The following is a 14,578-nucleotide window of genomic DNA, read 5'->3' on the forward strand; positions in this document are numbered from 1 at the left end:
ATTTATAGTCTATTTCTCAGTGCTTTAAAATAATCAAAAGCGCTTACTAACCTTGATCCATACCAAGAAAAATATTCTCCATCCACGAATATTGTTTTTGCATGATGGGACACTCTGCCTATTTCGAAAGCATGTTCATCCTTAAAAGGGTAAGGCTCACTTGATAATAATACGAGCTCAGGATCTCCTTCTATTCTTATTTTCTTGAGTTCAATTTCTGGATACCGCTCTAGATTTGCATAGATATTTTTGAATTTATTAAGCTTTAATAAATAATTAATAAAAGTAGTATTACCAGCAACCATCCAAGGGTTTCTCCAAATAAAATAGGCTACTTTAAATTCTGGCTTATCCTTTATAAACACTTTAAAATCGTTTAAATTAAATCTAATCTTATTAGAAATTTTAATAGCCTCTATTCTTTTCCTAAACAACACGCCATATTGTGATATTAGCTCTAAACAATCATTAATTGTAAAAATATCGGAAACATGTACAGTACATATAGATTCACAAATAGCTACAATCTCTTTTGTATTTTCTTCTTTATTACACAGAATAATATCTGGATCAAGCGCTTTTATTTTTTCAATCTTAATATTTTTAGTTCCGCCAACTATTGCTTTTGTACTTTTGAAGTGAAAAGGGTGTACACAAAACTTTGTAATTCCGACAATACTATCTTCCAAACCTAAATCGTAAAGTAATTCTGTTTGAGAAGGCACCAAACTTATTATTCTTTTTGGAGTACTCTCGAAATCAATCGTTTGCTTTAACTGATCTATTATTGTTATCTCTGTTTGCATTTGTGTAGAAATTACAATCTCTAATTATACTATAAAAACCTGAAATGGATTCAGGTTTTTATTTTTTATTAATATAAACAAAATAGCTTCATCATACTATTCTTTTATTACTTCACTTACACTTGTCCCTTTAGAAGTTACTGTTTTTATGAAATAAGTTCCAGGTGTATAAATAGACATATCTATTTGTGTATTTATTTTTGTATTTGTTTTTGTTTGCAAAACCCTCCCTAACATATCATATACAGATATACTTTTTATAGTTTCTTTTGCTGAAATGTTTAAAGTATTTTTAACAGGGTTTGGATATAAGTTTATATTCTGATTTATTTCAAACTCATTATTCCCCAATATAGTATCAAAAATAGTATCTGCTACATTTGTATGTATCGGGAAGTTATAATCAAAAAATATTTCGACACTATTAGTTACAACATCTCCTTCTTGTAAATTATTTTTTGTTTTAAGCTTTAATAAAATATTACCATGTGCTCCTGCTCCTAAAAAAATAGATTCAAAAATAATTTCTACGATATTATTTTCTACTCTAACCTCTGCATTATGAGAACTACTTAATAAACGTAATGTGTTTATATCAAATTGAGCTGGATCTATTTCTGTTTTTACTACAATATTTTCAGCAGCAAAAGTTCCTGTATTTTCAAAATTAATAATATAATGTAAATCTTCTCCAATTAATGCAACATCTACCGCATCACCTTCTAGACAAGTAATATCATTAGGATCAAAAGAACCAACTACTACCTGCTTATAACCAAATCTATTATCCCATGGCAATTCGTCTCCTGTTACAGGATTAATGCTTGCTGTGAAATCTAAAAGGTCATTTATATTTACAGCTGGCACTTCTGTTGGCCCATTAACATTTAACGTTACATAAATACTTCTACTTTCAAATGGTAATAGGTTAGTATAATCCCACGTTAATATTCCTACTCCTTGAGATATAGGAGCGTCTGAACTAGAAACATAATCTAAAACGTCGTCCTGATGATATTCGAAACTAAAATCTCCAGACATTACTTGATTCCCTTTGTTTTTATAAGTTATTATATAAGTCGCATCAAAACCTGGTCTTGCAGGAACAGTTGGCGCTAGTACGATTTCTAAATCTGGCTGTACTCCATTTGCTGTAACACAAAAATCTTGAACTGTTGTGTTGTCATTATTATCAGAAAAACTTACACTTGCATTTGCTGGAGTTATATTAAAAAAGGCAGGATTTTCAATATCTGGTGTTATAGTAAAATTACCATCTTGTGTGTGAAAATTATAGCCTCCAGTACTAGTTGTAAAAGTTGCGCCTAAGTTTACTCCGTCATCTATATTTAGTTTTAAAAAAGGGTATGCTACATCATTAACATCACAACCATTGTTATTTAAATCGAAAAGGCTTGTTCCTGAAATGGTATTGTAATTTCCTCCAGGAGCAGAAGAGCAATAAGAGTTAACATTTACTGTTAAGCCTTCATTTATAAAATAATTGTTAATAAAATTAACTTCATCCTTATCAACACATACAAATTGTAAATCTGGGTTGTTAATTATAGCGAAATTAGATAACAGAGCATTTCCGTTTTTAAGGTTAATAGTTGTTAAATTACTATTATGATCCAAGTATAATTCAGTAAGTAACGTGTTTGAACTAAGATCTATCTCATTTAATAAACTCCCCTGAAAAGAGACTCTTTCCAGATTAATATTATTACTCAAATCTAAAGTTGTAAGAGGAGAGTTTAAATAGATACTTTTCAAATTAATATTATTACTAGTATCTAATGATGATAAACTATTCTGACTTGATGATAAAAATTCTAAATTAATATTGTTACTAATATCAAGTATAGACAAATTATCGCAATCATTTGCGTCTAAATAAATTAGATTAGTAAAAGCTTCTATACCTTCCATACTAACAATATCTCCTGAATTTATATAGCCTAATCTTTCTACAGCTAGCGCTTCACTTACTTGAATTTCACCGTCACCATTTGTATCTACTACCGTATCATTAAGTCCATCACCATCTATATCTACACTAAGAAGATTCACTAAATGATTCTTAAAATTAGCATCGGGAATATTTACAATTTGCGCGGTTGTATACAAACTCACTACTAAGCAAGTAAGTGTTATTATTATTTTTATTCGTTTCATAGTAATTGTTTACTGGTTTTATTTGTTTATTTATCTTAACTCAAAGCAGCTTCCATTTGCAACTGTAATTCTTTAGCTTTTTCAGCCGCAGATTCAGCAAATCCCTTATCATTAGATGCGTATATAATTCCTCTAGATGAATTTATTAGCAAGCCAATATTTTCATTCATCCCATATTTACATACCTCTTGTAAATTTCCGCCTTGCGCACCTACGCCTGGCACTAATAAAAAGGCTTCTGGTACGATAGCTCTAATTTCTTTAAAATAGTCGGCTTTTGTGGCTCCAACTACGTACATTAAATTTTTAGCATTTTCCCAAGATTTAGAGGTTTTCAAAACTTCTTTATATAGTGGTTTATCTTCGACTGTTTTAGTTTGGAAATCGAAGGCGCCTTTATTAGACGTTAATGCCAGCATAATGGTATGCTTATTATCGAAAGCTAAAAAAGGTTCTACAGAGTCTTGTCCCATATAGGGCGCAACTGTTACACTATCGAAAGCTAAATCTTCAAAAAAGGCTTTGGCATACATGGTACTGGTGTTTCCAATATCTCCGCGTTTAGCATCGGCTATTGTAAAAATTTCGGGATGCTTTTCATTTAAATAATTAATCGTTTTTTCTAACGCTTTCCAACCTTTTAAACCATAGGCTTCATAAAAAGCAGTATTGGGCTTATAACTTACACATAAATGATGTGTTGCATCAATAATTGCTTTATTAAAAGCAAATATTGGGTCTTCTTCTTTTAAAAGGTGTTCTGGTATTTTTTCTAAATCAACATCCAATCCAATACATAAAAAGGATTTCTTCTTTTTGATTTGAAATATTAATTGTTGCGTTGTCATTCTTTGATTTTGTTATAATGAATTCAATAATAATTACAAAGTTCTTTTTATTTGAACCTGTAATAAAAAAGCCTCTAACTAAAGAGGCTTGTGTATTAAATAATATCGCTATTTGCCTTTAACTTCTCAGTATTTTCGGCTAACATTAATTCATCAATAATTTTCTGAATATCGCCATTTACAATATTAGACAAATCGTAGAGTGTTAACCCTATTCTATGGTCGGTTACACGCCCTTGCGGATAATTGTAAGTTCTAATTTTTGCGCTACGATCTCCAGAGGTTACCATAGACCCTCTTTTTGCGGCATCCTCGGCATTTTTTTTGGCCAGTTCCATTTCATACAAACGAGAACGTAAAACTTTAAATGCTTTCTCCTTATTCTTATGCTGTGATTTTTGATCTTGACATTGTGCCACTAACCCTGTTGGAATATGCGTTAAACGTACTGCGGAATATGTTGTATTTACAGATTGTCCGCCTGGCCCTGATGAACAGAAAAAATCAACTCTTACTTCTTTTGGGTTAATTTCTACATCAAACTCCTCTGCCTCAGGAAACACCATTACTGTCGCTGCACTGGTATGCACACGCCCTTGCGTCTCTGTTTGCGGAACACGTTGTACTCGATGAACACCTGCTTCAAATTTTAGAGTGCCATAGACATCCTCTCCACTGACTTCAAATTGTATTTCCTTAAACCCACCGTTTGTTCCTTCGCTAAAATCTACAGTACTCACATTCCACCCTTTTCCTTCACAGTATTTAGTATACATTCTAAATAAGTCACCTGCAAAAATACTGGCTTCATCTCCACCTGTTCCGGCTCTTAATTCTACTACTGCGTTTTTAGCATCTTCAGGATCCTTAGGGATTAACAAGACTTTTATTTCTTCTTCTAATCTAGGAATCCCTTCTTTTGCTTCTTCCAATTGCATTTTGGCCATGTCTACCATTTCGGCATCACTTCCATCTGCAATTATTTCTTCGGCTTCTGCTATATTATTAGTGTATTCCATATAGTCATCACGCTTTTCCATAAGAATACGCAAATCTTTATATTCTCTATTTAGCTCAACATATCGTTTTTGATTTGCTATAATATCTGGTTGTATTATTAAATCACTTACCTCATCAAAACGTTGTTTTACTATTTGTAATTTCTCTAACATCTATCTATAAAATTATTAAAACAAAAGTACGATAATTTATGACATTGCAATGCCTTATGTTTTGTTTAGAATTTAGAAAAATAATCCCTCTATTTTTCCGTTATAAAATATATGGTGAATCGATTTCGTGCAATACTTTTTTATTATAGACCTTTAGCAATATGGTCTTTTCTAATAACTATTATTTTAACAATAATAACTCCTAAAATAATTCTAACCTTACTCACAAAATTATTTTTAACACTCTTATTCTTACTTTTAATTAACGATTCTAGTGTAAGGCAAAAATTAAAATTTTATAAAATGGCAGGTGTTTCTAATTTTCGATTAGTTTTAACGCTTTACGTTTTAGATTCCGTCTTAACTTGCGGCTTCTTTTTACTATTAAACGGGTTTAGATAGCTTAAAAGAAGAGAGAGCCTCGGGTTAATCTTATTAAAAATCTAATGTTACTCCGATACCGATTTGTTGTTTCCATTGGACTTTCGCCCCTTCTTCAGCAAACTCACCCATTTCATCTGTTTCCACTTGCAATTTTGTATCGTTATCGTATTTCAAATGAGACCCTAGACTAGCTTTAACAAACTCATTAACTTTAAAATCAAAGTTAATTTCCCAGTTAACATCCATATTACCAAAACTATTAAAATAATCGGTATATAAGCTTAATGCATTTTTTAACGAAATATTTTCAAAAATAACGGTTTCGTAAGCTTTTGTGATTAATACGCCAACTTCTGTTCTAACTTTTTCACCTTTTTCTATAACGTTTCCATCATTATCCAGAAGCGCTGGATCTACTCCAAAAGCACCTGCATTAGCCAAATCATCATCCAACACAAAAGTGCCTTTCATTGTTAATGGTGAAAAATAAAAAGATAAGGTTTCAATATTTCTACCATACTCCATTCCAGCTCCAAAAAACAGGTATCCAGGAGCCATGAATTTAGAAATAGGTTTAGAGGTATCTGGGTAAGTATACCCATTTGAGAACTGTGATCTAAAATTTAATTTAGCGGTATAATACCAATTTGTAAGACTATCTGATTTATAACCTATACTTGATTTTATTTCCAACAAATCATCTGTTTTCTTTATGCCCTCTGCTTGTTGCTTGTTAATCCCATAACGCCCCGTAATAACACTAATCCATATTAAATCTAAAGTTTTATGCTCATATTTTAAAGACGATGATAGGTCTATTAATGCCGACACAGAGTTTGCGCCTCCAGCATTCCAATTCACAAATGCAACTTCATTTAAATCTAGATTCACCTTATTTTCCTGAACCCAAGGCAAAACCACTTCTAGGCTATCTGCTTTTTCAACTAGGGAATCTGATTGCGCCGTTACCATTTGAAAAAAGAAAGGCAATAGCAAAAACACTATTTTTTTCATTATTCTATAAGCTAATAATTAAACTCTCCAAACTCGCTTTTTATAGTTAATTTTTTGGTTTCTGAAGTTTCAACTCTTCCTACAATTTGCGCATTAACATTATAACTTTTAGAGATAGTGATAATGTCGGCCGCTACTTCTGGAGACACATAAATTTCCATTCTATGTCCACAATTAAAAACTTGATACATTTCCTTCCAATCTGTTTTAGATTGTTCTTGTATTAATTTAAATAGTGGTGGTATTGGGAACATGTTATCCTTTACAATATGTAATCCCTCTACAAAATGCAAGATCTTAGTTTGAGCTCCCCCAGAACAATGTATCATCCCATGGATGTCTGTATTTTTATATTTTGACAATATTTCCTTAATAATGGGAGCATACGTTCGTGTTGGAGACAGCACTAATTTCCCTGCATCTAATGGTGCGTTTTCTACCTCATCAGTCAATTTCACCTGTCCAGAATACACTAAATCTTTTGGTACAGTAGCATCATAACTTTCTGGGTATTTTTTTGCGAGATAATTATGAAATACATCATGACGAGCAGAAGTTAATCCGTTACTTCCCATCCCGCCATTATATTCTTTTTCATAAGTTGCTTGTCCAAAACTTTCTAATCCTACAATAACATCTCCTGCCTTTATATTCGCATTATCTACAACATCACTTCGTTTCATTCGTGCGGTTACCGTAGAATCTACAATTATAGTTCTTACCAAATCTCCAACATCTGCGGTTTCCCCACCTGTTGAATGGATTGTTACTCCAAACTTTTTTAATTCTGAGATTAATTCTTCTGTCCCATTAATTATAGCAGAAAGTACCTCCCCTGTAATTATATTTTTATTCCTTCCTATTGTAGACGACAACATTATATTGTCTGTTGCCCCCACACAAAGTAAATCATCAATATTCATTATTAGCGCATCTTGCGCAATTCCTTTCCAAACAGACACATCTCCTGTTTCTTTCCAGTACATATACGCTAAAGCACTTTTGGTTCCTGCTCCGTCTGCATGCATTACCAAGCAATAATCATCATCATTACTTAAATAATCTGGAACTATTTTACAAAAAGCCTTTGGGAATAAACCTTTATCTATATTTTTTATAGCATTGTGTACATCTTCCTTTGATGCAGATACACCTCTTTGACTATATCGTTTACTTATTTCAGAGCTCATAATATTATATATATTCGCAAATATATTTATAAAAAAAAAGCACACAAATTAAATAGTGCGCTTTTACTATTTTATATTGGCGATATTAGCTTATGTTTAAATCATTATATAAACATTTAATGGTCTGGTTAAATTAATTCGTCCAGTTAAAATCGTTTAATTAGATCTACATTCGAACATATCGTTAAAATAATTACTTAATAGCCTTTCAAATGTATATAATTAATTTCAACGCAAAATCTAAACAACTAAAAAAAAGCACTTTACATTATTTTTTTTCGATAACAGACAAACAGAGATCGACAAAAGGCAATTACAGAACGAACACTCAATACAATACAGCCAAGACCAAATACTTACATTTTACACAATTGAAAACCGCTATTTTGTAAATAGTAATTCTCTATACTTCGTTAATGGCCAAAGCTCATCATCTACCAACAATTCCAATTTATCACAATGATAGCGGATATCCTCAAATAAAACTTTAACATCATTACAGTACATTTTTGCCTTAATCGTTACATCTTTCTTTAAATTCGCTACCTTCCTTACGTTAGTCATCTTTGTAACAGTATCATTAATAATGGTTATATGAGCAGAAATTTCCTCAATTAAATCCAGTTGCGCCTTAGCGACCTTTTTAAAGCCTGTACCATAAATTTCTTTTAACCCTTTTACATTTTCAATTAAAATATTTTGATATTTTATGGCTGTTGGTACAATATGATTCCTTGCAATGTCACCTAATACACGTCCTTCTATTTGAATCCGCATGATATAATCTTCCATTTCTATTTCATAACGCGCTTCAATTTCTACGGCATTCATTACCCCTAAACCTTCATATAATGCTATCGCTTTTTTAGAAATCTTAGCTTGCAAAGCTTCTGGAGTGGTTTTATTATTACTTAAACCTCTTTTTTTTGCTTCTTTTTCCCAATTACTGCCATAACCATTGCCTTCAAATAAAATTGCTTTTGATTTTTTAATATACTCTCTTAAAACATTAAAAATAGCATCATCCTTTTTCATTTCCTTTTTATCGACAAGTACATCAACTTCTGCTTTAAATTCGATTAATTGTTTTGCCACTATAGAATTTAATAAAGTCATCGGATTCGCACAATTTGCCTTAGATCCTACTGCTCTAAACTCAAACTTATTCCCTGTAAAAGCAAAAGGAGACGTTCTATTTCGATCGGTATTATCCAATAAAATTTCAGGAATTTTTCCAACAACATTCAATTTTAAATCTGTTTTCTCTTTAGGAGAAAGTTTGCCACTTGTTACATTTTCCAATTCATTTAACACCTGTGTTAATTGCTCCCCAATAAACACAGAAATTATTGCTGGCGGCGCTTCATTAGCTCCTAAACGGTGCTCGTTACTTGCCGATGCGATAGCGGCCCTTAATAGCTCCTCATTATCGTTTACTGCCTTTATTGTATTAATAAAAAAAGTTAAAAACTGAAGATTACTCATAGGTGTCTTTCCTGGGCTTAACAGATTAACCCCTGTATCTGTGCTTAAACTCCAGTTATTATGCTTTCCCGAACCGTTTATCCCTTTAAATGGTTTTTCATGAAATAGCACCTTAAATCGATGCCGTTCTGCTACTTTGTCCATAACATCCATTAATAACGCATTGTGATCTACCGCTAAGTTAACTTCTTCATAGATTGGCGCTAATTCAAATTGATTTGGCGCGACTTCATTATGTCTTGTTTTAACAGGAATTCCTAATAACATGCATTCCTTTTCTAAGTCTCTCATGTATGCCATTGCTCTATTAGGTATGGTCCCAAAATAATGATCATCTAACTGTTGTCCTTTTGCTGAAGCATGCCCTAATAAAGTTCTTCCTGTTAACATAATATCTGGTCTAGAGGACACCAACGCACTATCTATTAAAAAATATTCTTGTTCCCAACCTAATGACGCATTTACTTTTTTTACATTTTTATCAAAATACTTACAAACGGCAACCGCAGCTGAATCTACAGCATGTAATGCCCTTAATAATGGCGTTTTATAATCTAAAGCTTCCCCGGTATACGACACAAAAACCGTAGGAATACATAATGTTGTTCCATATATAAATGCTGGAGATGTTGGATCCCATGCAGTATATCCTCTAGCTTCAAAAGTATTCCTTATTCCTCCATGAGGAAAACTTGAAGCATCTGGTTCCTGTTGTACCAATTGACTTCCTCCGAACTTTTCAATAGCATCGCCTTCGCCTATGGTTTCAAAAAAAGCATCATGTTTTTCTGCCGTAGCACCTGTTAAAGGCTGAAACCAATGCGTATAATGTGTTACCCCTTTAGACAAAGCCCAATCTTTCATTGAAGACGCAACCTGATCGGCTATACTTCGTTCTATTTTCGTGCCTTTCATTATTGCATCATTCACACTTTCGAAAGCGCCTTTAGTTAACGTTTGCTGCATTGTTGTCTTATTATACACATGCTTTCCAAAGAGTTCTGAGCGCCGCTTCTTCTCTTCAATTTTTACCGGCTTCCTATTTAATGTTTCTTGTATAGCAAAAAAGCGTAATGTAGACATAGTACTTCTATTTTGATACAAATATAACATTTTAACCCCAAAAAACCTCCACAACAACACCTACCCCTAAAAAAACAAGGGTTTAAATCACAAAAACAACATTTCATTTATTTTTAACCCAAAAATAAATAGGGTGAAACAAAATTAACATATATTTGCATCGCATTTATTAATACTTTTTTTTAAACAATTATGAGTAAATCTAAACTAGAGTACATTTGGCTAGATGGTTATAAGCCAACGCAAAACATGAGAAGTAAAACTAAAGTTGAAGAAAATTTTAGTGGAAAATTAGAAGACTGTCCTATTTGGTCTTTCGACGGAAGTTCTACGCGACAAGCCATTGGAGACAATTCTGATTGTTTACTAAAGCCCGTTGCTATTTACCCTGACCCAGCCAGACGAAATGGTTATCTAGTAATGACCGAAGTCTTAAATGCAGATGGTACGCCTCACATTTCTAATGGAAGATCTACCATTGAAGATGAGGATAATGATTTCTGGTTTGGTTTTGAACAAGAGTATTTTATCATGGACCGCAAAACCCTTTTACCTTTAGGTTTCCCTGTGGGTGGCTACCCAGCACCTCAAGGTATGTACTATTGCTCTGTTGGAGGAAGACATACACACGGTAGAAATCTAGTTGAAGAGCATGCTGATTTATGTATTGATGCAGGTCTAAATTTCGAAGGTATAAATCAAGAAGTCGCTTCAGGACAATGGGAATTCCAATTATTCGCTAAAGGCGCCAAAAAAGCTGGAGACGAAATATGGATTGCACGTTACCTACTAGATCGTTTAACAGAAAAATATGGTTATTACATAGAATATCACCCAAAACCTTTAGGTGACACAGATTGGAATGGCTCTGGTATGCATGCAAACTTTTCAAATACAACATTACGTTCTTGTGGAAGCAAAGAAATTTACGAAAAAATCTGTGAGGCTTTCAGACCTGTTGTAAAAGAACACATTGAAGTCTATGGAGAATTTAATGACCAGCGTTTAACAGGGAAGCACGAAACAGCATCTATAAATGATTTTAGCTACGGTATTTCAGATAGAGGCGCTTCTATTCGCATACCTATTATTACTGTAGAAAAAGGCTGGAAAGGCTGGCTAGAAGATCGTCGCCCTGCATCTAACGGAGATCCATACAAAATTGCTGGTCGTATTATAAAAACAGTAAAATCTACAAAGATCGATTAAACTCCGATTTTGTTTAACTTATAAAAAAAAAGCGTTTGATAAATTTATCAAACGCTTTTTTGCTTTATTCTTTTTAAGAAAGCGTCATATATACAAATATAAAATAGGCCATTAACAAAACCACACCATCTTTCCAGTTTAAACGCAAGCCCTTTGGCAGGAATACCAAAGGCAATACTATAAACGATATCCCTAGCATCCAGAAAATATCGAACGTTATCAATCTTTCATCTACAACGGTTATTGGTGTAATCATTGCTGTAATTCCTAAAACTGCTAAAATATTAAAAACATTAGACCCTATTAAATTCCCTAAAGAAATAGCTTTTTCCTTCTTTAAAACAGCTATAATAGAGGCTGCTAATTCTGGCACACTAGTACCAATAGACACAACGGTTACTGCAATAACTCGCTCGCTAACACCAAAATCTAAAGCCAAAGCTGTAGCGCCTTTTATTAGCAACTCCGATCCGCCCCATAAGCCAAGTCCTCCCACACATAAAAACAATACAATTTTATACAACGGTAAAGCCTCGTCATCTTCTGGCATCTCATCTACAATTGCTTGCTTTTGAAACCGTAAAAGGTAAATTAAAAAAACCATTAATGACACAAACAAAACAACACCTTCAGAAGCAGTGATAACCTTATCGTAAACAACAAAAAAGAACAACAATATTGAAGCGATCATCATTACTGGCCAATCTGTTTTATAAAAACTTTTTTGCACATGTATTGTCGATAATAATAATGTAATTGCTAAAACCAATCCTAAATTAGCAATGTTAGAACCAATAACATTGCCTAAAGCTAAATCTGAAGCCCCCCTTAATGCCGCGTTAATACTTACGATTAACTCTGGTGCTGATGTTGCAAAAGAAACCACCGTCATCCCAATAACAATTTTAGGGATTTTAAGACTTAAAGACAGTCCTACAGCAGATTTCAACAACCAATTACCTCCTAAAATTAATAAGATTAATCCCCCGACAACCAATACAAAATTCATGCTTTATTTTTTTTAAGCGAAGATACCATAAGATTTAGTTTTAGGTATTTTACTTCTCTATTTTTTTAAAACCAACACATAAAACTACAAAAACAGTTTTATAACTATAAAAATAGTTGTAAGTTTGTCTCATAACAAAAATACATTGTTAAGAAATCTAAAATTTCAGATATGCAAAAACTAACAAATAAGGAGGAAGACATAATGCACATTATATGGAAACTAGAAAAGGCTTTCGTAAAAGATGTGCTGGCAGAAATAAAAGAAGACAAACCACACTATAACACCCTTTCTACTATAATAAGAAATCTGGAAGACAAAGGCTACGTTAGTTACAATGCTTATGGCAAGACACACCAATATTACCCTACAGTAAAAAAAGAAGTCTATAGAAAACGTTTTATGAATACAGCCATTGAAAACTATTTTAACAACTCTTACAAAAATATGGTTTCGTTTTTTGCTAAAGAAGAAAAAATAAGTGTTGATGATCTTAAAGAAATAATCAACTTAATTGAAAAGAAACAGTGATTATGCCATACGTATTAAAATTAAACCTTGTAATCGTACTATTTTATTTATGCTACAAATTCTTTCTACAAAGGGAAACATTTTTTGAGTTCAATCGGTTTTTTTTATTAATAGGGTTTGTTACTGCAGCAATTCTCCCGTTAATCGTTATTCCCGTTTATATCGCTACCCCAACTGTAAGTAATTTAAATTTTATAACTTCAGACTACGCACCACATGTTGAAGCCGTAAAATCATTTCATTTTGCTGATTATTTGAAATGGATTTACAGTATAGGAGTTCTTTTATTTCTCTTAAAATTTATGACAGAAAGCATTTCTCTAGCCATTATTATATCAAGAGGTAAAATTAAAACAAAAGATCAATATACTTTTATAGAAACACAAGAAGACCATTCCCCTTTTTCTTTTTTTAAATATATCGTTTATAACCCTAACCACTTTAATGCAGATGAATTAAAACACATTATTCTTCATGAAAAAATACACGCTAAACAATTTCATTCTATAGATATATTATTAACAAAGATAGCGACGATACTGTTCTGGCTTAACCCTTTCATTTGGTTTTACAATAAATCATTACAACAAAACCTAGAATTTATAGCAGACCATAAAACACAAAGCAAGATTAGCAATTCAAAAAGCTATCAAATACTATTATTAAAAACAGTTTTAACAAAACAACAATTAACATTAGTCAACAATTTCTACAATTCATTAATCAAAAAACGAATTATTATGTTACACAAATCTAAATCGAAACCATTAAATCTTTGGAAGTATTCTTTAATTCTCCCACTACTTGCCTTCTTTTTTATGAGTTTTAACACAAAAAAAATCTATACCGATACTTACAGTAATAAAATCACAACTCCCAATGAAGATAAGATTACAAAAGAGACTGAAACCATAATAATTACTAAAGACTTTAGCGATGAAGATTTAAAAAATGCTGAAAAGCAGTTTTCAAAACTCAATGTAGAATTAAGACTAAAAGGGGTTAAAAGAAATGCTAATGGAGAAATAAAAGCCATTAAAGCCTCATTCAAAACGCCAGAAGGCAACAAAGGGCACACATCTGTTTCTGGAGAAACACCAATAACCTCTATTACATTTTATTATAACATAAAAAACGGAGCCGTTGGCTTTGCGCGTCCTAACACAAAAAACAACACAGTAGTATTTTCAACTAATAGTAAAAACAAAAAACTCTCAAAAGCGAAACACAAAGACAAAACAAACACAAAAACCTTCTTCTCAAGCACCACTACTACAACAAACGATAATACTATTACATTAAAAGAAGAAAACCAAACTCTGTTTGTTTCTTCTGATACCACAAAAACTCCTTTTTACATTATAGATGGTAAAGAAGTCTCTAAAGACGAATTTAACGCTATAGACTCTGATAACATACAACGTGTAGAAGTTTTTAAAGGCAAGAACGCTACGAATCGTTATGGCGAAAAAGCGATAAATGGAGCTATTATAATTACTACTAAAGAATAAACTTCGTTAGAGTATATCTATTTTTAAAATAGAAAAGGGTTAGACTTTAAAATCGACACTATCCTAAAAAGTGTGTAAGTTCAAAATTTCAGGGTTAGGTTATTTATATCCTAATCCTGTTTTCAAATATAGCTAAAAATTGGTTTAGTATAAGTCCC

Annotated in this window: 11 protein-coding genes; 3 read left to right on the plus strand and 8 right to left on the minus strand. The window is 32.3% G+C overall.

Going from position 1 to position 14,578, the window contains the following annotated elements; genetic code table 11:
* Positions 1 to 2: 2 nt before the first annotated feature.
* The 7 genes from AC2D8I_RS08705 to AC2D8I_RS08735 form a co-directional block, all read right to left on the minus strand.
* A complete protein-coding gene (locus tag AC2D8I_RS08705) occupies positions 3 to 806 on the minus strand; it encodes an ABC transporter substrate-binding protein (protein ID WP_484705612.1) in 804 nt (267 codons plus the stop codon).
* A gap of 96 nt (positions 807 to 902) precedes the next feature.
* Complete coding sequence (locus AC2D8I_RS08710) at positions 903 to 2,984, minus strand: T9SS type A sorting domain-containing protein (RefSeq protein WP_484705613.1); 2,082 nt, start codon at positions 2,982 to 2,984, stop codon at positions 903 to 905.
* 35 nt (positions 2,985 to 3,019) lie between these two features.
* Positions 3,020 to 3,832, minus strand: a complete 813-nt coding sequence (gene pyrF, locus AC2D8I_RS08715; RefSeq protein WP_484705614.1) for an orotidine-5'-phosphate decarboxylase — start codon at positions 3,830 to 3,832, stop codon at positions 3,020 to 3,022.
* 95 nt (positions 3,833 to 3,927) lie between these two features.
* The gene (prfA, locus tag AC2D8I_RS08720) at positions 3,928 to 5,004 is read right to left on the minus strand and encodes a peptide chain release factor 1 (protein ID WP_484705615.1); all 1,077 of its coding nucleotides are present in this window, start codon (positions 5,002 to 5,004) and stop codon (positions 3,928 to 3,930) included.
* A gap of 435 nt (positions 5,005 to 5,439) precedes the next feature.
* Entirely contained in the window at positions 5,440 to 6,402 is a 963-nt protein-coding gene (locus AC2D8I_RS08725) for a DUF3078 domain-containing protein (protein WP_484705616.1), read from the minus strand.
* 11 nt (positions 6,403 to 6,413) lie between these two features.
* Complete coding sequence (locus AC2D8I_RS08730) at positions 6,414 to 7,592, minus strand: AIR synthase related protein (protein WP_484705617.1); 1,179 nt, start codon at positions 7,590 to 7,592, stop codon at positions 6,414 to 6,416.
* Positions 7,593 to 7,973: 381 nt separating this feature from the next.
* Positions 7,974 to 10,160: a glutamine synthetase III family protein gene (locus AC2D8I_RS08735; protein WP_484705618.1), complete on the minus strand. Its 2,187-nt coding sequence runs from the start codon at positions 10,158 to 10,160 to the stop codon at positions 7,974 to 7,976.
* Between the two features lie 192 nt (positions 10,161 to 10,352).
* Here AC2D8I_RS08735 and AC2D8I_RS08740 point away from each other — a divergent pair, with 192 nt between their 5' ends.
* Positions 10,353 to 11,369, plus strand: coding sequence for a glutamine synthetase beta-grasp domain-containing protein (locus AC2D8I_RS08740; RefSeq protein WP_484705619.1), 1,017 nt, complete (start codon positions 10,353 to 10,355; stop codon positions 11,367 to 11,369).
* A 73-nt stretch (positions 11,370 to 11,442) separates the two neighbouring features.
* Here the strand turns inward: AC2D8I_RS08740 and AC2D8I_RS08745 are convergent, their stop codons facing one another.
* Positions 11,443 to 12,378, minus strand: a complete 936-nt coding sequence (locus AC2D8I_RS08745; protein ID WP_484705620.1) for a calcium/sodium antiporter — start codon at positions 12,376 to 12,378, stop codon at positions 11,443 to 11,445.
* Positions 12,379 to 12,549: 171 nt separating this feature from the next.
* On the opposite strand from AC2D8I_RS08745, the gene AC2D8I_RS08750 reads away from it, so the two are divergent.
* Both AC2D8I_RS08750 and AC2D8I_RS08755 read left to right on the plus strand, forming a co-directional pair.
* On the plus strand, positions 12,550 to 12,909 hold the full coding sequence (locus AC2D8I_RS08750; RefSeq protein ID WP_484705621.1) for a BlaI/MecI/CopY family transcriptional regulator: 360 nt from the start codon (positions 12,550 to 12,552) through the stop codon (positions 12,907 to 12,909).
* Between the two features lie 2 nt (positions 12,910 to 12,911).
* Positions 12,912 to 14,420 carry a M56 family metallopeptidase gene (locus AC2D8I_RS08755; protein WP_484705622.1) on the plus strand — a complete coding sequence of 503 codons (1,509 nt, stop codon included), beginning with the start codon at positions 12,912 to 12,914 and terminating at the stop codon, positions 14,418 to 14,420.
* The last annotated feature ends 158 nt before the right edge of the window (positions 14,421 to 14,578 follow it).

Source organism: Lacinutrix sp. YIN62, from assembly GCF_057219185.1.

Excerpts from the sequence above, each read along its gene's own strand:
- AC2D8I_RS08710 (WP_484705613.1), bottom strand. The coding sequence starts at position 2,984 with ATGAAACGAATAAAAATAATAATAACACTTACTTGCTTAGTAGTGAGT.
- AC2D8I_RS08705 (WP_484705612.1), bottom strand. The coding sequence starts at position 806 with ATGCAAACAGAGATAACAATAATAGATCAGTTAAAGCAAACGATTGAT.
- prfA (WP_484705615.1), bottom strand. The coding sequence starts at position 5,004 with ATGTTAGAGAAATTACAAATAGTAAAACAACGTTTTGATGAGGTAAGT.
- AC2D8I_RS08745 (WP_484705620.1), bottom strand. The coding sequence starts at position 12,378 with ATGAATTTTGTATTGGTTGTCGGGGGATTAATCTTATTAATTTTAGGA.
- AC2D8I_RS08740 (WP_484705619.1), top strand. The coding sequence starts at position 10,353 with ATGAGTAAATCTAAACTAGAGTACATTTGGCTAGATGGTTATAAGCCA.
- AC2D8I_RS08725 (WP_484705616.1), bottom strand. The coding sequence starts at position 6,402 with ATGAAAAAAATAGTGTTTTTGCTATTGCCTTTCTTTTTTCAAATGGTA.
- AC2D8I_RS08750 (WP_484705621.1), top strand. The coding sequence starts at position 12,550 with ATGCAAAAACTAACAAATAAGGAGGAAGACATAATGCACATTATATGG.
- AC2D8I_RS08755 (WP_484705622.1), top strand. The coding sequence starts at position 12,912 with ATGCCATACGTATTAAAATTAAACCTTGTAATCGTACTATTTTATTTA.
- AC2D8I_RS08730 (WP_484705617.1), bottom strand. The coding sequence starts at position 7,592 with ATGAGCTCTGAAATAAGTAAACGATATAGTCAAAGAGGTGTATCTGCA.
- AC2D8I_RS08735 (WP_484705618.1), bottom strand. The coding sequence starts at position 10,160 with ATGTCTACATTACGCTTTTTTGCTATACAAGAAACATTAAATAGGAAG.
- pyrF (WP_484705614.1), bottom strand. The coding sequence starts at position 3,832 with ATGACAACGCAACAATTAATATTTCAAATCAAAAAGAAGAAATCCTTT.